Here is a 22,467-nt window from a genome sequence, read left to right as displayed (position 1 = left end):
TGGATCCAGTTCTTAGAATAATCTAGGTTTGATTCAAAGCAGCTTTTTTGCCAAGCTCTTCTTCAAACTGTTCAGCGCCAAGCGGCCTGTGTATAAAGAACCCCTGGGCAAAATGGCATTTCAAGTCCTTCAGCAGGCGCATTTGCTCTGCGGTCTCAACTCCCTCGGCAACCACCTTGACATGCAGGCCGAGCCCCATGGTGATGATTGCATTCACGATGGCAATATCAGGCGAGCCGGAGCGGAGATTATCTATGAAAGAACGGTCAATCTTCAAGGCATCTATAGGCAGATGCTTCAAATAGCTTAAAGAGGAATAGCCTGTCCCGAAATCGTCAATGGCAACCCTTATGCCGTTCCTCTGGAGCTCCTGTATCACAAGGATGCTGTTCTCCATATTCCGCAGCATTGAGCTTTCTGTCAGCTCCAGCACCAAAAACTGCGGTTCAAGCATTGTTTCCTTCAATACCTGAAGGACTTTATGCACAAAACCCGGCTGCTGGAACTGATGTACAGAAACATTAACAGAAACCGTTAAGCTCCCGAGCCCTTTATTATGCCATTCTTTCGTTTGTCTGCAGGCGGTTTGCAGCACCCAATGGCCTATTTCATTAATCAGCCCCGTTTCTTCAGCCAGCGGGATAAAATCACCCGGAGATACCAGTCCAAGCTTCGGATGATTCCAGCGGATGAGCGCCTCGCTCCCGTATATTGCACCGGTTTCAAGATTGGTAAGAGGCTGATAGCAGAGAAAGAACTCTTTCTTCTGCAGGGCTTTTCTCAGATAGCTCTCCAATTCCAGCTTAAGCAGCGTCTGCTCATTCATCTCCGTCGAATAGTATGTAAGCCTGTTTCCTCCCTGATGCTTTGAACGGTTCATGGCAATATCGGCATTTTTCATCAATGTTTCTTTTTCATATCCATCTCCGGGATAGAGGCTGGCACCTATGCTCCCGGTTATAAAGAATTCCTGTTCGCCGTAATAGACTGGGGAGGATATTGCCTGGAGAATATGATTGGACAGCTTCGTGACCCGGGAGGAGTCCGCCTCCTTCGCAAGGATAAGCGTAAATTTATCTCCGCTGAACCGGCCGAAAAAGGATCCGGGAGGGAGGATTGCTTCAATCCTTCCGGCTATCTGCCTGAGTATCTGGTCGCCGGCATAATGTCCCAGGCTGTCATTGATCAGTTTAAAGCGGTCTATATCCATAAAGAGAACAGCAAGCGGGCGCTTCTTCTTCTTTGCCTTCTGCAGCAGATCATCAAGTTCTTCCATGAACTTCAGGCGGTTTGGCAGACCTGTATCTTTATCATAATAAGCAAGCTGGGTCATTTCCTGTTCAATTCTCTTCTGTTCGGTGATATTTCTTCCGATGCAGTATATGCCTGCAGGCTCACCCTCTACAGTAATTGGGATATTCTTCAGTTCATAAAGATTCCTGGCCCCATTTTTTGATTGTATCTCGAGGTTATAATACTGCTCTTTCCCATTCACGGTCCGGTAGAAATGCCTCCTGACCCTGGCCACATCCCGGCTGTCGATGAACCTGAGCGCCGGCTTCCCGATCACCTCTTTTTCATTGAAACCGAAGTTACGCTTGAAGGCTGGATTAATGCTTGTAAAATTGCCCTGCATATCGGTTGAATAGACAAAATCGGCGTTATTGTCAAAAAGGGACCGGTAATATTGCTCAGAAACACTTAAACTATTATTCAGCATCTTTATATCATCCTTGGAAGCATGCATCAGATGGGTCAAAGCAGAGAGTGTACGGAAATGCTTCGGTTTCGCATATTCACCAAACCCCTTGCGGACCTTCTTCACATGCTGCACTCCTTCTCTGATAGAAAGGTATGTGAAGGCATGTCCAACCATCTTCGGCGGACCATCATCCTTTGCGGCAATTTCTCCATATGTAAAAAGTCCTGATGCGGGAGCAATTTCCTGTAACCACGACAGCTCCTTATGAGTAAAATCAAGGAGGAATCCTTTCCTTGCAAGACATGCATAGACAAAAAAGGCTTCAGCAGGCTTCCTCGCCAAATTACGCAGATCCTTAACAGATGCCTCGATAATTTCATCAATATTCTGATAAGCAAATGTAAGCTTTTGTCCTTCTTTTACAGGGCGATTTACCTCAACTGCCCCATTTTCCAAAACCTTTGTTATAAAAATCGAGGCCTTTTCTTCATCCCCCTCCAGCAGAAATGGAAATTCAATCCCTGATGCCGGAAGGCCCCTGACGAGCTCTTCCCCAAGATATTGCTTCAGAATCTGCAGCGGTTTCTTATCATCAATGCTAAAAATCTGATTTTGCCGGGCTTTTGTGACTTTAAAGCTTTTACCGATTTCCTGCCACTTGTAATTGCTGCCCGCTTCAACGATAAGCCCTTCGTTCTGGAGCACAGCCGCGGAGACTCCCCTCCCTGACGTTTCTCCGCCGGCAAAAACAACAGTCTCAGCCATATTCCTGTAATTCCCTGCCGCTCCTCCTGCAACTGCTATATCAGGACGGATATCATATACACCATCAAGGACTGCCTGCATATCATGGTCAAATCCAGCCGAAAAGAGGATCAAGGCTTTGGCATCATAAGAGGCAAGCGCCGAGGCAATGCTTCTGCCCATTTCAAATGGATTCCTGTAATCCCCGCTTTTGAACAATCCTGTTTTCACCTGGGTTTCCTTGAATAAAGAGAAAGTGATGACCGTCTCTCCTTCAAGCATTTTCCCATTGTAAATCTCACCTGCAGAAGTACAGCCGATCATGGCTGCAGAAGGCAAATGTTCCGTCATCGTTTCCTGTATTTCATAAATATCCCTGCAGTCTTCCGTACCGGAGAATACCTGCACAAGGACATTGGGATATTCGCCGATCGCGTTTTCCTGTATATATTGAATCAGCCTGCTTTTATGTATATATCTACAGCTTAAAGTTAATATCATGATCTCCACCACAATTATGTTATTTTATCTATATGATAAAAATACCATATTTACCGTTAGATAACATTGCTATTATAGAAATATTATATGAATAGATGTTTTCGCAGCATGTTAGAAGGGCCGGAAGAGGAAAATACGGGAGGAGCGGTCTATACAGACCCAAACAAAAAAACTGCCGGAGCAGTTTTTTTGTTTTGTGCTTTTTATGCAAAAGGATGGAATCCAAGCGGCAGCCTCAGTCCGAGGTAGATAACCAGAATGGCAGCCACAACGAACTGGACCCATAGAATGGAAGTTTTCTTTCCCTTTGTTGTGCGGATGATGATCATTTCAATCATGGCAATCACCCATAAGCCAAGAAGTGCCTTCAGTACATACAGAAGATCGATATTAATCCCCGAAGTCAGCATCCAAATGCCCGTACCGATGATCAGCAGGTAAAAGAGCCTTAAGATCATCTGAACTACCTTTACACCTTTTGCTTTGCCGCTGTTATGCATTCCAAGCGCTGCGAAAAATAAAACAAGTGCTACAACCCAGGTAAAAATATGAGCGTGTGTCATTCACCAGGCCTCCTATTAAAAATTCGTTTAAATCATACCATATCTGCATGGAAAAGCCTAAGATAAACACAGCGCTTTAAAGAGCCGGCCATGATTTTGTGACATTTGTGTTAAAAAAATCATATTATCCAGCTTAACCTTCTATCCTGTTGCGGAGCAACCCTATTTTTTCCACGGTAACTTCCATTACATCCCCAGGCTTGAGAAAGCGCGGAGGCTTGAATCCCTTCCCTGCCCCTGCGGGTGTGCCAGTAGCAATGATATCTCCCGGCTCAAGGGTCATTCCCTTTGAAAGCTCGGAAATGATGACCTCAATCGGAAAAATGAAGTTTTCCGTATTGGAGCTCTGCCTGACCTCTCCATTGATCTTTGTCTCAATATCCAGCCTGCCAGGGTTTTCAATGGCAGATTTATGGACAATCCATGGACCCATCGGACAGGTGGAATCAAGGCTTTTTCCAATAAAAAATTGCTTATGCTTTGCCTGAAGATCCCTGGCTGTCACATCATTGATGATCGTATAGCCGAAAACATGGCTGAGGGCTTCTTCCTCACTGATGCCGCGCCCAGCCTTGCCGATCACAACAGCCAGCTCGCCTTCATAATCCAGCTGTTCCGTCACTCCCGCATGCGAAAGCACTTCCTCTTCAGGACCCGAAACAGCAGTCGGCGCCTTTGTGAAAACCATGATATGCTCAGGTATATCATCCTTGCTTCCCATTTCAATGGCATGCTCAGCATAGTTTTTCCCCACGCATAATATGTTTTTGACGGGCTTCGGAATTGGGGCCAGCAGCTTCACTGATTCAAGCGGAAGCAGAAGCTCCTTCCCTGCTTCATTGGCTTTGGCCCAATTCAGGAGCTCACTTGCATTATGTACAAATTCTTCCCCCATGGAGACTGCCTCCAGGAGCGACTCAGGGATTTCCTTTTTCCCGCTCCTTCTTTCTTCCGCCTTAGCGAGGGGAAGAATCAGATCAGTCCCTTCTTCCAGGACCCCGATAAACACACCGCTTCCATCTTCAGCAGTTGCAAATCTCATCGTCATCACCTCTATCTTTTTATATTTCTAGTATAAAACAAATTTTCTGAAAGCGCCTTGATGGGAAACTGCTGACAGAAAGAGACCTGGAGGGCACCTGCAGGCATATTTCTAAGGCATGGTAAGACTGAGGAGGTATTCCTCTGTTTCCTCCGGGCTATGGAATATATATACATCCTTCCCTTCCGCAGCGGAAAGTTTGGCAAGGATGGCCGGTGCTTTATCCTTCTTATAGCGGGCAATCCACTTTAAAAACTGCCAGTCGAGCTGTTCCGGGCATCCCTCTGCCATATCCGGCCTTGTGCGCCCATGATTCATGATTCTCCGTTTCAGGGCGCCATACAAACAGCGGACTGTAGAATAGTTCAGAAAGAAGATTGAATCAGATGCTTCCATCCTCATGTCCATTGTTCCTCCATAGTTCCCATCAAGGATCCACTGCTCCTTCCGCAGCAAACCTTCCTGGATCCGGATCCATTCCTCCCGCCCGGTCGGCACCCAGCCTTCATGCCAGAAAAGGGAATCCAGATGGATCACTTCAATCCCGGTCATTTCCCCAAGCCTTTTAGCGAAGGTTGATTTACCTGCCCCCGCCGAGCCGATGATGATGGCCTTTTTCATTTGCTTCTCCTGATCGGCGGCACTGACAGATATGTGGCGCTTCTCCAGAGCCATTCAAACGGACCGTACTTGAACCTGGTAAGCCATAGCCTGCTTAAAAGGATTTGGAACAGATAGATCCCCACCGCAAGCAGCGTGCCGCCAGCCAAAGAAATATCTCCATAAAAACCGAGGCCATAGCCGTAAAAAATCAAAGTACAGACAATCGATTGAAAGAGATAATTGCTCAATGACATCCTCCCTACCCATGTGAGCGGCATAAGAAGACGGCTGCCTTTTTCCGTCTCAGCCAGCAGCGCAATCAGAATCGCATATGAGACGGCGAGGAGGGGACCACCAAACAGATCCTGGAAATACTCTGTTGCCAGGTTGTCAGGACCCATATAAGGCACCAGTTTGATCAGCAGTCCTGCGGCAAAGAACACCGCAAACATAATGGCTGCCCTCTTTTGGAGGTTCGCCAGCTTTTCCAGCAGCTTCAGCTTTGCCGCTCCGGCTCCGATCAGGAACAGAGGCATAATCGACAGGAGCAGGATGATGAATGAAACCTCATTATTTACCATATACCAATCTGTGATCCTCTGTGATGTGATTTCCGCAAATGTCCCGTCCTTATAAACTTCACTCGATGAGACTGCTGATTCCAGGTCATATAAAGCAGTTTCGCTGTCCGGGACAAACAGGACTGTCACCAGCATCAAAAGGCCCATAAGCAGATTGGGCAGGATATACAGCAGTGTTCCTGTTATCAGAAGCGCCTTCCCGGACAACCGGAAGAATAATAGGGCAATCAGGCCGAATACCGCATAATTCACCAGTATGTCTCCATGCCAGATGAGAAATGCGTGCAGAAGGCCCGCTGCCAGAAGGACAAGGAATCTTCTTGATCCTATGGCCGCAAAGCTGTAGCCCCTTTCTATGGCCCTTTCCCTCAAAATGATCACCCCGTATCCGAACAAAAGGGAGAATAAAGGATAGAAGCTCGCTTGGGCAAAAATATCGATGAAAGCATATACTCCTTTATCAAGAGAGCTGTCCCACCATCGATGGGGATCCAGATACAAAAGCGGGGAGTGGAAGGACATCATGTTTACGAGGAAGATGCCAAGTATAGCAAAGCCCCTCATGATATCAAGTGAAGCAATCCGGTCTTTTTCTTGTACAGGCAATAATTTATCAGGCATACAAATCTCCTTTTCATAGTCTACCTATTAATAATAGATAGGCAGGCTAGGAAAGTCCACCAGTATTTGCCAAGCGAGCCTTTTTTGCCAAAAAAAAGGCCACAGTCCGCGGCCCTTTCTCATGTTTGCTTTAATTGACAAAACGCCCGCCTTTTCCCTCAGCCTTCCAGTATTCTTGACGGAGCCGGATTTTCTGTATTTTCCCGGATGCGGTCTTCGGAAGCTCCTTCACGAAGGTCACACCTGTTATCGCCTTGAAATGAGCCAGTTTTTCCCTGGTAAACAGGATGAATTCTTCCGCGGCTATTTCTGCATCTTCCTTTTTCACAATGAAGGCATGGGGCGTTTCTCCCCATTTTTCGTGCGGGACGGCAATGACAGCAGCCTCGAGTACAGCCGGATGGTCATAGAGCACCCCTTCCACCTCAATGGAAGAGATATTTTCACCTCCGGAAATGATGATGTCCTTCTTCCGGTCTACAATATCTATATTGCCGTGAGAATCCACAGTGGCCATATCTCCTGTAAAAAGCCAGCCGCCGCGGATCGCTTCCATCGTCGCCTCTTCATTCTTCCAGTAGCCTTTCATGACTCCATTGCTTCTTGTGATCACTTCACCTATTTGCTTACCGTCACTCCTGACAGCTTCTCCATTCTCATCAACAACCTTCACCTCACAGCCGATCATGCTATAGCCGGCTTTTGCTTTCATCCTGTATTGCTCTTCCTCCGGCAGATAGGAAAGATGGGACCGGATAGTAGAAATTGTGCTGAGAGGGGAAGATTCCGTCATTCCGTACACCTGGATGAATTCCCATCCCAATTCCCTTTCTGCCTTTGCAACAAATGCCGGCGGAGGTGCAGAACCGGCAATGACGACACGGACATCGCCTCCTGCCGGCAGCTTGCTGATGCCATGATATTGCAGCAGGGAATTAAGAACCGTAGGCGCCATATGCAGAACTGTCCCATTGTGCTCCCTCAGCGCCTTGAAGATGCTCTCAGGATCTGCCTTCCTCAGGCATACCTGGGACGCGCCGTTTGCAGTGTAATAGAAAGGCGACCCCCAGCCATTGACATGGAACATAGGCAGCACATGAACAAGGACATCCCTGTCGGTTACCCTGAGATGATGCATCGTGCTTAAAGCATGAAGATAGTTATTCCGATGGGTGAGCATGACTCCCTTTGGATTTCCGGTCGTGCCGCTTGTATACAGCAGGCTGCAGACATCATTCTCATCCAGCTGCACCCGGGGAAACCGGCCCTCTTGCTGCTCTTTGAGCCAATCATCATATCCCACTTCTGCCGTTTGGTCATTTTTATAATGGACAATGATTCTTTCAACTGTCTGGAGCTGTTCCTTTACCGGCAGAATAAGATGATAAAGATCCTGATCGGCAAACAGGACCTTCGCCCCGCTGTGGTTCAGTATGTAAAGATAATCCTCCGGCTTCAATCTGATATTTAGCGGGACCATGATGCCGCCTGTCTGGAAAACACCGTAAAACCCTTCCAGCATTTCCACTGAATTTGGTGCAAGGTAGGCAACCCTGTCGCCTTTTTCCACCCCTAGCCCCTTAAGGCCAAAGGACAGCTTGTTCACCCGGCTGCCCAATTCCCTGTAGGTAAAGCTTCGTTCATCGGCAAAAACAGCTTCCTTATCAGCATACAGCGAAACGGCGCGGTCTAAAAACTGTGTGAGCAGCAATGGTACTTCCATTAAGCAGCCTCCTCTTAAAAAGTCTGAATTTACTGTCATTTTAACATATTTACATTCAAATACACAGCAGGATAGCTTCAGCACCATTATTTTGGGCTTTCTTATCACATTCCGCTCATAGGCACATACGATAGTACAGAAACCAATAGTCAAAGGATGTTTTAATATGCCGGCAATCGTAGGAGTCGCACAGGTAGTATCAATCGGAAGCAGTTCCGTATTCCATATTGGGGATGTCTACAAAATCATGCCTCTTTCCAATGCCAAGACCTTTTCCGGCGCTGGCTCGTTCAATACCGGAGATGGACTCAATGTCTATAACAGGCAAAGCACGACCAATACGTTCGATCAGGACGGGGTTGATCAGGGCAATTATTTCAATGCTTGACCATAGGGTGATCTTATGAATTTCTATATACAGCAAACCATACAGATTAACAACATCCGTATAGGCGGATTGACTAACTCATCAGTCTTCCAGATTGGAAGTGCGGGAATCATTAAGCCTGCTTCCTTTTTGTATAATACGGGTGGCTTTACAGAGCCTGCTCCCCAGGCAGCAACACCAGGAGGTTCGGAAATCGACGCTCCTGCAGTGCCCCTCACTTCGCCGGGTTCACCGGCATATGCGAGATAGCCTGCAAATGACTTTCTATGAAAAGGGGTGGCCGCTTGAATCAGGATTTTTACACGTATATGCAGAAGCTCCATCAGTTTGTCCAGTATCAGGACAGCAGGATCAAAAAGCTGGAGAAATTGGCCGGCGAACTGCAGCAGCAGCTTAACGCACTCAAAGACCGCCCGCCGATACAGGTTGATACCATTGAATACAAATTCGACCAGCTGAAGGTTGAAACCTTGGAAGGGACACTGAATATCGGATTGAATCCGTCGGAGCTTCAGGGAATAGAAGACTTTGCCGTTAAAGGGAGCAATGTCTCTGTTCCTCCCAACCCGCAGGGGCAGATGCAAAGAATCGTGGAAATTGAGGAAGACATCGAAGCTTTCCTTGAAAAAGATCTGCCGCAAGTCTTTGCAGAAGCAGCCGCTGCTCTCAATATGGAGGCGGACTCTTCCTATCTTTCTTTTATAAAAGAAGATGTTAAAAAACAGCTGCCCAGCAGGATTGATTATTATGTGAAGCAGGCTCAAAATAATCAGCAGATGGCGAGGAATCCCGAAGGCTGGTGGAAAGAGGCAGCTTCCCTGATAAAAGGGGAAATCCGCAACGGAGTGAGAGCCTTCCTTGGGAATCTGCCTGAAAATATGAAAGGGATGAAGAAAGAATGAACTTTGAGGTTTATAACAGAGACTTGAATGTAGGCAGCATCCGCGTCATTGGTGTATCAAGCTCCTCACTGCTCATGGTCGGGGATACCCAGACCATCCAGCTTGCCTCAACCTTTGATACTCCGGCGGAATCCCTTATAATCGGACCCTTCGTGCCGCTGACTCCGGAGTGATGACATGCTTCAGAGAACATCAATAGTCAATAAACTGAATGTGGATACCGTCTCTTTTTCCTCCATCTTGCAAGTGGGAGATTCTGAGTATATACAGGGGTTTTCAAGAGCGCTTGCCGTACAGCGCCAAGCAGAGATCTTTATTGCAAATGAGGGAAGGTACAGTGATTATTCTATCTTTACAGAGCCCCTTCCCCTTCCCGCCCTTGAAGATCCCCTTCAAATGTATGTACATCAGGGCAAACCAGCCATTAAAGTGGATTCTATAGATATTATCGGTATTTCAGCTTCATCACTGGTTCATATCGGAAACAGCGGCCATGTTTCTATGGAGTCGCGCGTCAAGCATATACGCCAGCTTCTGCCTCTTCAGGAAACCTGACAGATGGGGCGGGGAAGCAATGCCAGAACAAAGGAAGTGGTACAATGCCTGCAATCATCGGACCTGTGCAGATTGTGAATGTTGGAGGAGGGATCGTGCAGTTCGGGGATGCCCTGTACATCTCCCCAAAAAATAACTCCAAATCCACGAGCGGCCAGGGCGCCTTCAATACGGGCGGATTCATCATCACCAATAACGGCCTCAATGCCAGCAATGTACTTGACACCAATCTCATCGATCAGCCAAACGTCGGGAATAACTAAGGGCTTCCGTTCCTTCCGGCGTCTTAAAAGCAGTCTGGCAATCTCTATTTTTTTCTTGCATTCGCCTTTTTAGCTTTCGTCAGCTTTGATGAAGGCTGTTTTTTTATCCATTTCAGATATTTGGCTATCTGGGGATCATCCTTCAAGCGTTCGATCGTATTCAGCCTCACTGCCAATTCAGAATTCGGGTATAAAGCATGGATCTGCTTATGGCACGGAATGCATAGATTGGCCGTCGGCAGGAATGTCCCCCCAAACTCCTTCGGTGTCAGGTGATGGACCGTCACTGCGACAGGCTCACGTCCGCAGAGCTCGCATATGCCCTCTGCATGGCTTTTTTTCCCCATGTGGTCAGCTCCTTCCCCAACTTCATCTTTATGAACAAAAAAGCAAAAGAGTCTCCCCTTTTGCTTTCTTATTATCTCTATTTCAGCTTTAAAATATGGCCCCCGTCAAAAAAGAAAAGATACCTTTCATCGACAGTGTCCTTAGTAATGGCTTCATAAGCTTTTGCATATAGGCTTATCTGAACATCATACCGTCTTTCGAAGACAGGCATTGCCTCCTCAAATCCGCCCTTGTAGCGCCCATGGATGCTGTCAGACTTATAATCAAGCAGGACTGTACCGTGCTCATCCTCGAAAATGCAGTCAATGATCCCCTGGACAAGCACGGGTTCTTCGGTGCCCTTCCAGTCCGGATAGGCGGTGCTTGCCGGCAATGCCAGGTTGAAAGGGACTTCCCGCTGGATCCTTGCAGCCTTTCTCATCCTCAGGCCAAGAGGCGATTGAAAGAATCCCGCGATGAGGGCCGGGTCTATCACCTGGACCTGCTCATCCGTTAGAAGCTCCCGATCTTTCATCTCCAGCAGCTGTCTCTCTATGGACTCTTCTGTCACAGGATTGGAAAGGTCTGCATGCTGCATGACCATATGCATCGCCGTGCCACGCTCGGCAGGTGTCATTGATTTTTCCTGCATGAACCTGGGCCGGTTCAGGATCGGCTTTTTCAGATTCATGACGAGATCGCTGCCGCTCTCTTCATCCTTCACTTCACTCTGCCGCTTCATTTCTGATACAGATTGCTTCGACTTATGGGAAGCCGCGGAAGGGTAGCTGTACTGCCAGGAAAGTGATTTTTGTATTTTTTCTTTAAAAGGAGACTCAGCCGGCACCGGTTTGCCTTCATATACGCTGTCAATCCACTGCTCCCCGGCTTCATCGCTGTCCTCCTCCTGAGCAGGAGTCACGGCTGCCTGCCTGACCTCAACGCTCCAGGATGAAGGGTGTAAAGCGATTTCTCCCAGGCTCCCTGCTGCGGCATCCTCCTGCCCGCTTCTCAGCGGCTCCCCGTCCCGGTGGCGGACAAGTGCGGGGCCGATCCAATCAAGATAGCTGGAAGCAGCCGCCCGTTCATATTCATCGAGCAGCCAGCTGTCTTTTTTGGCACCCTGCTGCCAGCCGGCCAGTTTTTTGCCTGCATTTTTCACGCTTGCCACAAGGAAAAGATGTTCTTTGGCACGCGTCAGAGCTACATACAGAACGCGCATTTCCTCTGCCAGCATTTCCATTTTCTTTTTCCTTTTAAAAGCAAGCTGAGGAAGGGACGGGTAAGAAATTCTCTTTTCCGGATTCACGTATTTGGCCGCAAACCCGTATTCCTTATCAAGCAGATAGGGTTTTTTCAAATCCATCGTATTGAACTGCCTTGCCAGGCCTGCAGCAAAGACGACAGGAAATTCAAGCCCCTTGCTGCTGTGGGTGGTCATCATCCTCACCACATCCTCCTGTTCGCCGAGTGCGCGCGCTGCACCAAGGTCGTCGCCCCGTTCCCTCATCCGTTCAATGAAACGCAGGAAGCGGAAAAGGCCCCTGAAGGAAGTTTCCTCATATTGGCGTGCCCGGTCATACAATGCCCGGAGATTGGCCTGTCTTTGTTTGCCGCCGGGCATCCCTCCCGCAAAATCATAGAAATGTGTATCCCGGTATAGCTGCCAGATCAATTCAGAAAGCCCGCCTTTCCTCGCCATCGATCTCCATTCCGCAATATCCAGGAAAAACGGCTTAACTTTATCATACAGATCCCCGCTTTTCTTTGTTTCACAGAATGCCTTCATCGCTTCATAAAAGGAACCTTTTTTATCGGCGATGCGGATCTGGGCAAGCTCTTCTTCGTTAAGGCCGACAATCGGCGACCGCAAAACAGAGGCAAGCGGGATGTCCTGATGCGGATTGTCTATCACTTTTAGAAGGCTCATCATAATGGCTATCTCGGTAGCTTCAAAATAGCCTGAAGACAGATTTGCATAAATCGGGATCCCCTGCTTTTTGAATTCCTCCATAATCTGCGGCGCCCATGTCATCGACCTTAGAAGGATGACAATATCGCGATACCTTAAAGGACGATATGCTCCCGATTTCGGCTCATACACCTTTTTCCCGGATGACAGCATTTCTTTGATTTTCTCAGCCATCAGCCTTGCTTCATGCTGTGACTGCTCAAGATCCTCAAGGTCATACCCTGCATCCGTTTCATCCGCATCACCGCTTTCGGCCTTCTCCTGTCCGTCCAGGTCGATCAGATGAAGTTCAACAGGATACGGAAGGTCTTCAGGGTACGAAGCTCCCTTTACAAGCTCGGCAGCCTGGTCATAATCGATTTCCCCTACTTTTTTTCCCATCACCTGTTTGAAAAGGAAATTGGTCCCTTCAAGCACTTCCTTTCTGCTGCGGAAGTTTCTTGCAAGGTCGATCTTTAATCCTGTTTTCTCTCCGTCCACAGTAAAGCGAGTATATTTGCCGAGGAACAGATTGGGTTCTGCCAGCCTGAACCTGTAAATGGATTGCTTCACGTCTCCAACCATAAACAGATTGCCAGTCTCTTCCCCCTCCTTCGTCACCAGCTGCAGGATTGCTTCCTGGACCATGTTGGTATCCTGGTATTCATCAACCAGCACTTCCCTGAAATGGTCCCGGTAAGTAAGAGCAGGCTCTGAAGGCAGGATGGCTCCCTCCTTCCTCGCAGAAGGATCAGAAAGGATTTCCAGGCAAAAATGCTCCAGATCAGCAAAGTCAACAAGTCCCTTCTCACTTTTCACACTGTTGAATTTCTCTGAAAAGGACCGGACGAGCCGGACGAGTACATCGATATGCGGCTTCATCTCCCCAATATCCCGGATGAAGCTTTCCGGCCTGCGCGAAAAGAATTCCGCCTGCAGATCCTGGATCATTTTCTTTGCCTTATCTCTATACTTATGGGCCTGCTTGACCAGATCGGGATCATATTCATCGCCTTTGCAATTTTTCGCCCTGCCAAAGCTCCAAAGCTGCATGGCTTCATTTAAACTGGACCAGGAATCATTATTTGCGGCAATCAAGGTCTCAACTGCCCTGATATCGTCCATATAATTCTCTGCCCTTGGAGCAGGACCGCCGGGCGTTTTGGCAAGCTCAAGCGCATTTTCCAGCAGCTGCCTTGCTCCCTCAAGCTGCAGTCCGATATCAAACAGGACGCTTGACATAAACGGAAGCTCTTCCAGTTTTGCATCACTGCTGACTTCGTACATGTCCGAGATTTTATCGAGATATTGATCCGGTGCCGGATTGGACCGTGCAAAATCGTACAGTTCCCTGATGATATCCTGGAGGGCTGTGTCACTCCTGTCGCTCGTGAAAGCATCGACCAGCCGGTAAAAATCTTCATTGTTTTCCTTGCCGTATTCTTCTTCGAACAGTTCTTCAAGGACTTCATCCCTGAGGAGCTGCCCCTCTGTCTCATCGGCAATGCGGAAGCCGGGATCGATATCGATCAGATAATAATATTTCCGGATCACTTCAAGGCAGAATGAATGAAGAGTTGAAATTGAAGCCCTGCTCAGCAGGCTGAGCTGCTTGCGCAAATGCGCAGACTGCGGATCCCTGTTTATCGCTTTCTCAAGCGCCTCCCCGATCCTGTGCCTCATCTCTGCGGCAGACGCATTCGTAAAGGTCACGACGAGGAGCTCATCTACATTGACCGGCTCTTCCCTGGAAACGATCTTATTGATGATCCTTTCAACCAGCACTGCCGTTTTGCCGGAGCCTGCCGCTGCAGCCACAAGGATATCCTGGCCCGAAGCCATGATTGCCTTCCACTGGTCATCCGTCCAGGCTGCCCCCTCAGGCTTTGGAGGAATAATAGCTTTAGCCATTCTCTCCCGCCTCCTTTCGTATCTTATCCATCAGTTCTTCATTTGACTTAGGGGAAAGCACCCTGTACTCATTCGATTCAACCGATTCGTCAAACTGGCAGACTGACTTGAACGAGCAGAATGTACAAGGCACCTTGTCCTTCATTTTATAAGGGGAAATATCTGCTGATCCGCTTATGATCGCGTCCCCGGTTTTTGTGTAGGTTCCCCTGACAAATTTCCGAAGGCTCTCGAAGTCGTCCCTTGTCGCGACCTTCGACCTTTTCGTGATGGTCCCGTCCTTTTTAAATCCAGCCGATATAATCGATGAGTCGCCGGAATCAAGTGTCTGGTCCATGAGCCTTAATACATTTTCATCGCCGAGAAGAAGGCCGTTCATTTTGAACTTCTTAAAAATCTCCTCTTCAATCTCATCGAGTGTGAGAAGCTTCGGAGAGTTCACAATCGGATTATGGACATGGAAGTACATGACTCCTGCAGGATCGGCCTTTTTCCCTGCTATATCCCCTGAGTGGGTGATGATGATGTCCAGGTAGGTAAGCATCTGCAGAGCAAGCCCATAGTAGACTTCACTGATATTCAGATCCCTTGCACTGGATTTATAATCGATCACCCTGAGGTATACGCCATTTTCATTTTCCGCTTTATCAACCCGGTCAATCCGGCCGACCAGCTCCATGTTCGTCCCATTCCTCAGCTTAAAGGACAGAGGCGGAAGTTTATCCTTAGGGCCAAAGCCGAGCTCAAGCCCGACTGGGGAGAACCCGCTTGCCCTGCTGTGCTCGCTCAGGATATACGAAGCCCTGCTGATGATATTTTCGAGCTTGCGCTTGATATAAAAGTGGCGGTTCGAGCTCAGCAGTATCTCATTCTGAAGCTTTGGCGCAAGCATCTCCACCGCCTCTTTGGCAAGCTTCTCGCATTCCTGCCTTGTCATGTCAGACCAGGACATCCTTTTATCCATGACGGTCTCAGCTATGAATTTCAGCGCAGCATGAAACAGATCGCCGATATCCGGCGCTTCCAGGCGGAAGACCTTCCTGTCCCGGAGCTTCAGGCCATGCTGGGCAAAATGTGAAAATGGGCAGCTGTGGAAAAGTTCCATCCTTGATACACTTGCCTGGATCGTTTCACCGTACAGCTCCTTGGCAGCCTCTTCCGAAAGCCTGGCCGTTCTGTTTTCGTAGTGCAGGCTGGAAAGCACTTTTCTGGCCGTGTCTCCGAGCCTCGGATGGGCATGATAATAATTGTAGACATCCCACCAGATCCCGCTGATTTTATAGCCTCTTTTATTCATCTGGAGCTGGGAAGCCAGATAAGAAAGACTCGTATCCTCGTTCATGGCGAATAATAACTGATCCTCTTCAGGAAGTTCGAACGGATCGGCCATCCACATCAGCTGCCCCGCCTCCGGGAACAGTTCATTTGCCCGGCTGATATAAGGCGACGGCATCAGTGCCTTGCCCTCTTCATTGGCGAGGGGATAGCTGATGTACAGATGGGAGGAAGGTGTGGAAAAGGCGCGATAAGCCAGAAAATCCTCATCCAGGAGCCTGACCTTGCTGCCATGGGCAATTTTAAGCCCTGACTGCAGAAGCTTCTCACGGTCAGCATCAGCAAGCACTCCTTCATCAGTGAACTTGCCAGGCAGGACACCTTCATTCAGCCCGATGACAAAAGCTGCCTTTATATCCGACAAACGAGATTTGTCCAGGTCTGCTGCCAGCACCTGGTCCATGGCCGGCGGAACAAGAGAGAAGCGGAGCGATTCCATCCCTGAATCAAGGATGGAGGCAAACTGCTTCATGCCGATCTGCTCATCCCCGAGCATTTCTACGAACTGGTCGAGAAGCTCCATAACAGCATTCCAGGCCTGGTCATGTTCCCTCGCCTTTACAAGATTCCCCTTCTCTTCCTCTTCCAGCTTCCACCGCTCCAGCTTCGTCGGTATATCCAGTTCCTCCAAATAAAGATAAACAGCCTCGCAAAGCCTTCTTCCGCTGTCAGCCTTCTTAAGCCTCCTAGAGAGCCGGAGTATCGGTGCGGCGATCAGGTCCCTCATTCTATTCAGCTCTTCTTCCCGCTCTTTTTCCAAGTCGGTCTGGACGATCGATTCAAACTCCAGCCCCCTGATGCGGCGGTAATTCCAGCGGTCCTTTTTTGTCCACTTCGTCCCCTGGACACCATATGCCAGAACATAGTTTTCAAGCTTGTCCATTTTTTCCCTGATCACATCAAGATTTACCTGTGATGGAAACAGCAGTTCGGTTTTGACTGCGCGAAAAACAGGCTCATATCTCCAGAAGCCGGTTATCACTTCAAGTGATGAGCGGATCAGCTCAATAAGCGGGTGGTTCATCATCGTCCGCTTTTGATCGATAAAAAACGGAATCCCGTAATCATCGAAGATTGTTTCAATGATGTCATGGTAAACCGATCCATTCCTCATTAAAAGAGCGATATCTTTATAGCGGTATCCCTCTTCTGCCGCCAGCCTCTTAATCTCTCTGGCCGCACCTTCTATTTCTGCCCTCCGGTTCACTGCCTGTGCAATATGGACGTTCGCTTTTCCTGCAAAAGGCTCGGCCGGCCGGCTGCTGAAGGCTCTTTCCATATGGCGGAGCGAGTCATTTTCCCAGCGCTGCTGCCCATTCAGCAGTACTTCCTCTTCCACCTCTGCCCCTGCCATCCCCGCAATCTCATAGACCGACTGGTATGATTCTGCGGACATCCTGAAAAGATGAAGATCTTCCGGGACTGCTGTTTTGTATGGCCTGTCAAGCGTAAATGTCACCGTCACTCTTTTGCAGACTCTGATAAGCTGCTGGATGATCATATATTCCTGGGGCGTATAGCTGTAAAAGCCGTCGATATACACCTCGGCATTTTTCAGGTACTCCGACATCCCTGCTTTTTCAGTAAGAAGGCGGAAATAGTCCTCGGAATCCACATACTTGCCAAGCAGGCCTTCTTCGAACTGCTTATAGATCAATTCCATATCATGCAGCTTGTCCTGAAGCCCCCTGCTGCCCCTTCCGGATTCAAGCTCTTCCCGTTTCCCTGCTAGAGCTTCCGGCTCAATGCAATACCGTTTGAATTCTGTCAGCATCTGCTCCATTTGGCCGATAAAGCCGTTCTTGCCTGCCGCCCGCTGAAAGATTTTCAGTTCATCTTTTTTATCTTCGATTATTTTTCTGATGAGCATATTAACGCCGGTGCTGTTCAAATGATAGCGGCTGATCCCGCCTGTTTCCTGCAGCACCTTCCAGGCAAGCCTTGTAAATGACAAGACCTGTGTACGGATCATCCCGCCAAGCCCCGGGGTTGTGATGAGCTTATATTCCGAAAGAAATGTCATCTGCTCAGGCACCAGATAAACAACTGGATGGCCATTCGGCTCGATCTTCATTTTCTCCCTGATTTCTTCAAGGCAGAGCGAAGTCTTGCCGCTGCCGCTCCGGCCTAATATAAAACGTACAGACATCCGTGGTCCTCCCCTATTATCCATCTGCCGGATTCCGTCCGGCCGTAAAGGCTTTTCAGATACCCTTCATCCTGCTATTTAAGTGCGAAAAAGGCGCAGCTTGTTCTGCGCCTTTGGAAATTTTTATACCAGGCAGCATAGAAGCTGCTGCCCTTATTTATCTATTATTATACTATTTTTCCGTGATTGTTGCCAATGGGATACACCAGGATGGGAACAACTTTCCAAGTGTATCCCATTGGCATATATTGAAAAGAACAAAAGAAGACAGATTCATAAAGGAACGCAGACAGCGTGTATGCATAAGAATCTTACAGCCTCAGGAATTTTCATAAAAGGAGGGAAAACTCACGCTATGAAACCAGGTTTGTCCGTCTCCGGAGCCCTGCTTGTCATTTCCGGGATACTGGTCGCTTCGAATATTTATACCCTCATTCCCATATACGGTGAAATGGCCGCCTCTCTTCATGCAGATGAAGGAGCAATCATTACAGCCGGAAGCCTTTTCTCCATCTTTTATGCTATGGGCCTTTTAACATTCGGCCCTCTGTCAGACAGGGCAGGCAGAAAGAAGGTCATTGTCTTTGGGATGCTCGCTTCTGCACTTGCCACTTTTGCGGTCGGGCTTTCCGGCAGTGAAGGCAGCCTTTACTTCCTCCGGTCTCTTCAGGGATTTGTTCTCGGGAGTTTTGCGCCTGTGGCTTTTGCCTATTCTTTCGACTTATTTTACGGCCGCGGGAGAACGCTTCTGCTTGTGCTCATCAATACAGGCTTTCTCCTTGCAGGCATACTCGGCCAGCTGATCAGCTCTGTCCTTACCCTGCATTATGGCTGGCAATCTGTCTTTTTCTTTTTTTCTGTATGCTATCTCACGCTATTCATTTTGGCCTGGATTTTGCTGCCTGCCACAGAAAAGCCTGCAGTCCGGGAAAGCGTCTATTCATCCTTTGCGGTCCTGCTGAAAAAAAACAGGCTTCTGTTATGCTATGTGATTGCGTTTACTCTGCTGTTCTCCTTTGCAGCTTTCTATGACAGCCTTGCACGGCAATACAGCGGCACCTTCCAGGAATTGTTCCTTCTCAGGGCGGCAGGCATGGCAGGCGCCATTTTATCTCTTTTCACCGGCAGATTAATTGAGAAATTCGGGGTTTACCGCACACTAATAACAGGCCTTTGGCTTGGGATCCTGAGCATGGGCCTTCTTCTCACAGGGGCGGAAATGCTTGTTATTCTATCAGTCTCTTTCGTCGCCTCGATCTCTCTCTTGATTCCTTCCATCATCACATTGATAGGATCATTGGGCGGAGAGCGGCGCGCCAAAGCTTTATCACTCTACTCTTTCGTTCTCTTAACCGGTGCGAGCCTTGCCTCCCCAGCTGCTTCCATCCTGCCTTTTGCCGGGGTGCTCATTCTTCTGCTATGCTGTTTTGCAATTGATTTGGTGATAGTTCATAGGCTTGAGAAGGCGGAGAGGGATTTGTAGGGAGAAGGGGCAAGCCTTGCTTCTGTCCGAGGCTGACCGATTTAATCGCCCTGCCGGTCATTCCTGCCGGCCGCAATTATCCTGTCAGCACAAAAAAGCCCGGAATCTGTCATTCCGGACTTTTCTGCCACTCTCTGCGGAGGAGCCCGTAGAGGAACATATCATATCTTTGCCCGTTTCGTTCCATAAACTCACGGTAGGCTCCTTCTTTTTTAAAGCCGATTTTTTCATACAGCCTGATGGCCCGGCTGTTATAGGAAAACACGGTAAGCTGAAGGCGATGGAGATTCAGTTCATTGAAGCTATAGTCAATCAGGCATAGAAGCGCTTCACTTCCATATCCCTTCCCCCAATGCTCCTCGCTGCCGATGCCCAGGCTGACCCAGGCAGTCTTATGCGTCCAAAGCACACCATCAACCTCAGCAAAGCCGATTACCTTTTCGGTGTCTTTATGGATGACAGCAAATCGGAACGCATCACTGTTTTCCTCCAGCCATTGCTTTTTCAGGTCATCCTTCGTCCGCAGCTTTACAGGCACCGCATCAAGATGGCGCATAAAAAGCTCTCCGGTATGCCACTCCAATATGTTTTCCAGATCTTTTTCCGCAAAATAGCCTAGTCTGATATTTTCGCCTTCCAGCAGTTTCTCTGTAATCATAACGATCTCCCCAGTTGTTTCCAGCAGGCTTTCAGCCGCCGGGAGTACCCTTTTATTCGATAGGGATGCCGAATTATCCTTCTTTAGCAGCTGCCATTTCTGCCGCAGTCATTTTCAGCTGCTTTTTGTCGATCTTTCCCACATGGGTCTTTGGGAGTTTATCAAGAAAATAAATGAATTTAGGTACTTTATATGCAGCGAGCTTTTGCCTGCAATAACTCTTTATCTCTTCTTTGGTCATGGCAGCCTCTTCCTTCAGCACAATGAATGCCGTTACTGCTTCCCCCCATTTCCGGTCATCGATCCCAATGACAGATACTTCATCCACTTGCGGACAGGAGCCCAGCCACTGCTCGACTTCCAGCGGATATACATTTTCCCCTCCGGTGATGATCATATCCTTCTTCCGTCCGACTATATAGAAAAACCCTTCATCATCGACTTTTGCGAGGTCACCGGTATAGAGCCAGCCATCTCTTACAGCGTCCTTTGTGGCCTCTTCATTATTCCAGTAGCATGAAAAGACATGACGCCCTTTTATCAAAACCTCCCCAACTTCTCCATTTCCTGCCTCGACGCCTGTTTCTGCCAAGATCTTGACTGTGTTGAACAGCATCGGCCTTCCGATGGATCCTTTTTTCAGCACAGCTTCCTGCGGGGAGATATAAAAATTATTCGGCCCGGCTTCCGTCATGCCGTAGCCCTCTTTGAAGTGCAATCCTTTCCTCCTGAATTCTTCATAAATCGAAAGCGGGCACGGAGCGCCTCCTGAAAGAAATACCCTCATGGATTCAAACGAGCTTTCCTTAAATTCCTCTGTATCTATCATCATATGGTACATCGTAGGCACAAGCAGGATGATGGTGCACTGATATTCCCTGATATAACGGGCTGCATCAGACGGATTGTAATTCCCGGCGAGGACGATTTTGCCTCCGGCCATCAGCACAGGCATTGTAAGGGCGTTGATGCCTCCAGTATGGAACATCGGCAGATAAGTAATGGTTGTATCCTGGTTCGTAAGTCCCCAGCTGACTGCCGTATTGACGGCATTCCAGAAGATGGCCCGATGGGAAAGCACAGCTCCCTTCGGCTTCCCGGTCGTTCCCCCCGTATAGATCATGGCAAGGGGATCCTCCTCATCGACCTGCCATGGAGGAATGAATGAGCGGCCAGGCATCCTGAAGGGTGTTTCGTCCAGGCAGACAGACTCATATTGATGCAGCTGCAGGCGTGATGCGAGTTCAATGAATGAATAATGATAGCCTATAATTGCGGGTGTGCAGTCTGCCAGTATGGCCTGTATTTCTTCCGCCGCAAGCCTCCAGTTCACCGGCACAAAAATGGCACCGATTTTTCCGCAGGCAAACAGGAAGTCCAGGCAGCTTATATGATTAGGCGCAAGCAGGGCGATCCTGTCACCTTTGACAGCCCCCCTCTCCAGCAGCCAGCCGGCCAAAGCCTCCGCCCTGGTGTTCAACTCTTTATATGTCCAGGATTTCTCCTGTTCAGCGTCAATAACTGCCACAGCGCCGGGCGACAGCCCTGCTCTATTGGTCAGCCAGTCGATTTCCCTCCACAATGCAATCTCTCCTTCATCTTTGATATGGAGAGTGTAAATAACATTAGTTGCAGAGGAGTTACACCCGGATGATTTTCCATACTCCGGAAATAATAAAGCTGAGTTATTAATCCGAGAAAAGAGGTGCAGCCTTTGAAAAAGATGGAATCCCCGCCAGCCCTGCTTGTCCTGGATGTGCAAAAGGGCTTTGACGACCCATATTGGGGGAAAAGAAACAATCCCGGCGCAGAGGAAGTGATTCTGCAGCTGCAGGAGGAATGGAGAAAAAGAGGCTGGAAGATCATCTACTCTCAGCATTTATCTGTTCAGCCTTCTTCTCCTTTATATCGTGAGAAATCAGAGGGTGTGAGCTTTAAAGATGCCAATGCCCCGCTGCCGGATGAGAAGGTTTTTCAGAAAGAAGTGAATTCTGCATTCATCGGTACAAGCCTGGAGTCCTATTTAAGAAGCGAAAATATCCAGAATGTCTGTATAACTGGATTATCGACACAGCATTGCGTCTCAACCACTGCAAGGATGGCGGGCAATCTGGGCTTCACCGCCTATCTTGTTTCCGATGCTTGTGCCGCGTTTGAGGCCAAAGGTACTGGAGGCACGGTTTATCCTCCTGAGCAGGTGCATGAGATTGAATTGGCGATGCTGAATAAGGAGTTTGCGCAGGTAGTGACTGCTGGGGAGCTGATGGGGTTGCTTGTTTAATAATTAATAGTTGGACTTAGGGCAAAGGCAGGGGAAATGACTGGCTTATAAAATATCTTTTTGAATGGGGGGCTGTTGATTTTTTTTGGATATACGATGAGTTTTACTCAAGAGCTATAGAGGTTAATAACATTTTTCTTTCAAAAACACCAGCAGCGCTATGGAGGAAAAATAGAAACAACTT

19 protein-coding genes are annotated in these 22,467 nt (G+C 48.4%); 8 read left to right on the top strand and 11 right to left on the bottom strand.

Annotated features, from left to right (window positions below; genetic code table 11):
- Positions 1 to 22: 22 nt before the first annotated feature.
- From FZD51_RS20390 to FZD51_RS20365, 6 genes are all read right to left on the bottom strand, one after another.
- Positions 23 to 2,947 (bottom strand): EAL domain-containing protein, encoded by a 2,925-nt coding sequence (locus FZD51_RS20390; protein ID WP_148976435.1) that lies wholly within the window; start codon positions 2,945 to 2,947, stop codon positions 23 to 25.
- A 203-nt stretch (positions 2,948 to 3,150) separates the two neighbouring features.
- Entirely contained in the window at positions 3,151 to 3,510 is a 360-nt protein-coding gene (locus FZD51_RS20385; protein WP_009794028.1) for a YisL family protein, read from the bottom strand.
- Positions 3,511 to 3,643: 133 nt separating this feature from the next.
- Positions 3,644 to 4,552: a fumarylacetoacetate hydrolase family protein gene (locus FZD51_RS20380; protein WP_148976434.1), complete on the bottom strand. Its 909-nt coding sequence runs from the start codon at positions 4,550 to 4,552 to the stop codon at positions 3,644 to 3,646.
- Positions 4,553 to 4,663: 111 nt separating this feature from the next.
- On the bottom strand, positions 4,664 to 5,173 hold the full coding sequence (locus tag FZD51_RS20375) for a DNA topology modulation protein (RefSeq protein ID WP_148976433.1): 510 nt from the start codon (positions 5,171 to 5,173) through the stop codon (positions 4,664 to 4,666).
- On the bottom strand, positions 5,170 to 6,357 hold the full coding sequence (locus FZD51_RS20370; RefSeq protein WP_148976432.1) for a DUF418 domain-containing protein: 1,188 nt from the start codon (positions 6,355 to 6,357) through the stop codon (positions 5,170 to 5,172). Before FZD51_RS20370 ends, FZD51_RS20375 begins: the two co-directional genes overlap by 4 nt.
- Positions 6,358 to 6,487: 130 nt before the next feature.
- Entirely contained in the window at positions 6,488 to 8,080 is a 1,593-nt protein-coding gene (locus FZD51_RS20365; RefSeq protein WP_148976431.1) for a long-chain-fatty-acid--CoA ligase, read from the bottom strand.
- A gap of 166 nt (positions 8,081 to 8,246) precedes the next feature.
- On the opposite strand from FZD51_RS20365, the gene FZD51_RS20360 reads away from it, so the two are divergent.
- The 6 genes from FZD51_RS20360 to FZD51_RS20335 are packed head-to-tail and all read left to right on the top strand — an operon-like array spanning position 8,247 to position 10,188.
- Positions 8,247 to 8,468 carry a spore germination protein gene (locus tag FZD51_RS20360; RefSeq protein ID WP_009794022.1) on the top strand — a complete coding sequence of 74 codons (222 nt, stop codon included), beginning with the start codon at positions 8,247 to 8,249 and terminating at the stop codon, positions 8,466 to 8,468.
- 15 nt (positions 8,469 to 8,483) lie between these two features.
- Entirely contained in the window at positions 8,484 to 8,717 is a 234-nt protein-coding gene (locus FZD51_RS20355) for a spore germination protein GerPB (protein WP_148976430.1), read from the top strand.
- A gap of 35 nt (positions 8,718 to 8,752) precedes the next feature.
- Positions 8,753 to 9,370, top strand: coding sequence for a spore germination protein GerPC (locus FZD51_RS20350; RefSeq protein ID WP_148976429.1), 618 nt, complete (start codon positions 8,753 to 8,755; stop codon positions 9,368 to 9,370).
- Positions 9,367 to 9,543 carry a spore gernimation protein GerPD gene (locus tag FZD51_RS20345; RefSeq protein WP_148976428.1) on the top strand — a complete coding sequence of 59 codons (177 nt, stop codon included), beginning with the start codon at positions 9,367 to 9,369 and terminating at the stop codon, positions 9,541 to 9,543. Before FZD51_RS20350 ends, FZD51_RS20345 begins: the two co-directional genes overlap by 4 nt.
- Positions 9,544 to 9,547: 4 nt before the next feature.
- Positions 9,548 to 9,925 (top strand): spore germination protein GerPE, encoded by a 378-nt coding sequence (locus FZD51_RS20340; RefSeq protein WP_148976427.1) that lies wholly within the window; start codon positions 9,548 to 9,550, stop codon positions 9,923 to 9,925.
- Positions 9,926 to 9,969: 44 nt separating this feature from the next.
- Positions 9,970 to 10,188 (top strand): spore germination protein, encoded by a 219-nt coding sequence (locus FZD51_RS20335; protein ID WP_009794017.1) that lies wholly within the window; start codon positions 9,970 to 9,972, stop codon positions 10,186 to 10,188.
- A gap of 44 nt (positions 10,189 to 10,232) precedes the next feature.
- Here FZD51_RS20335 and FZD51_RS20330 read toward each other — a convergent pair whose 3' ends face one another.
- The 3 genes from FZD51_RS20330 to addB form a co-directional block, all read right to left on the bottom strand.
- Positions 10,233 to 10,535: an HNH endonuclease gene (locus tag FZD51_RS20330; RefSeq protein WP_148976426.1), complete on the bottom strand. Its 303-nt coding sequence runs from the start codon at positions 10,533 to 10,535 to the stop codon at positions 10,233 to 10,235.
- 77 nt (positions 10,536 to 10,612) lie between these two features.
- A complete protein-coding gene (addA, locus tag FZD51_RS20325; protein ID WP_148976425.1) occupies positions 10,613 to 14,377 on the bottom strand; it encodes a helicase-exonuclease AddAB subunit AddA in 3,765 nt (1,254 codons plus the stop codon).
- Positions 14,370 to 17,861 (bottom strand): helicase-exonuclease AddAB subunit AddB, encoded by a 3,492-nt coding sequence (addB, locus tag FZD51_RS20320; protein WP_148976424.1) that lies wholly within the window; start codon positions 17,859 to 17,861, stop codon positions 14,370 to 14,372. Before addB ends, addA begins: the two co-directional genes overlap by 8 nt.
- Positions 17,862 to 18,216: 355 nt before the next feature.
- Between addB and FZD51_RS20315 the strand changes: the two genes are divergently transcribed.
- The gene (locus tag FZD51_RS20315; RefSeq protein ID WP_148976423.1) at positions 18,217 to 19,344 is read left to right on the top strand and encodes an MFS transporter; all 1,128 of its coding nucleotides are present in this window, start codon (positions 18,217 to 18,219) and stop codon (positions 19,342 to 19,344) included.
- Positions 19,345 to 19,453: 109 nt separating this feature from the next.
- Here FZD51_RS20315 and FZD51_RS20310 read toward each other — a convergent pair whose 3' ends face one another.
- A complete protein-coding gene (locus FZD51_RS20310) occupies positions 19,454 to 20,002 on the bottom strand; it encodes a GNAT family N-acetyltransferase (protein WP_148976422.1) in 549 nt (182 codons plus the stop codon).
- A 73-nt stretch (positions 20,003 to 20,075) separates the two neighbouring features.
- Entirely contained in the window at positions 20,076 to 21,584 is a 1,509-nt protein-coding gene (locus tag FZD51_RS20305) for a class I adenylate-forming enzyme family protein (RefSeq protein WP_148976421.1), read from the bottom strand.
- A 141-nt stretch (positions 21,585 to 21,725) separates the two neighbouring features.
- Here FZD51_RS20305 and FZD51_RS20300 point away from each other — a divergent pair, with 141 nt between their 5' ends.
- A complete protein-coding gene (locus FZD51_RS20300) occupies positions 21,726 to 22,283 on the top strand; it encodes a cysteine hydrolase family protein (RefSeq protein ID WP_148976462.1) in 558 nt (185 codons plus the stop codon).
- The last annotated feature ends 184 nt before the right edge of the window (positions 22,284 to 22,467 follow it).

Origin of the sequence: Bacillus infantis (genome assembly GCF_008180445.1) — a bacterium.
Classification (GTDB): domain Bacteria; phylum Bacillota; class Bacilli; order Bacillales; family Cytobacillaceae; genus Bacillus_AB; species Bacillus_AB infantis_B.
This window is presented reverse-complemented; position numbering and strand designations above follow the sequence as displayed.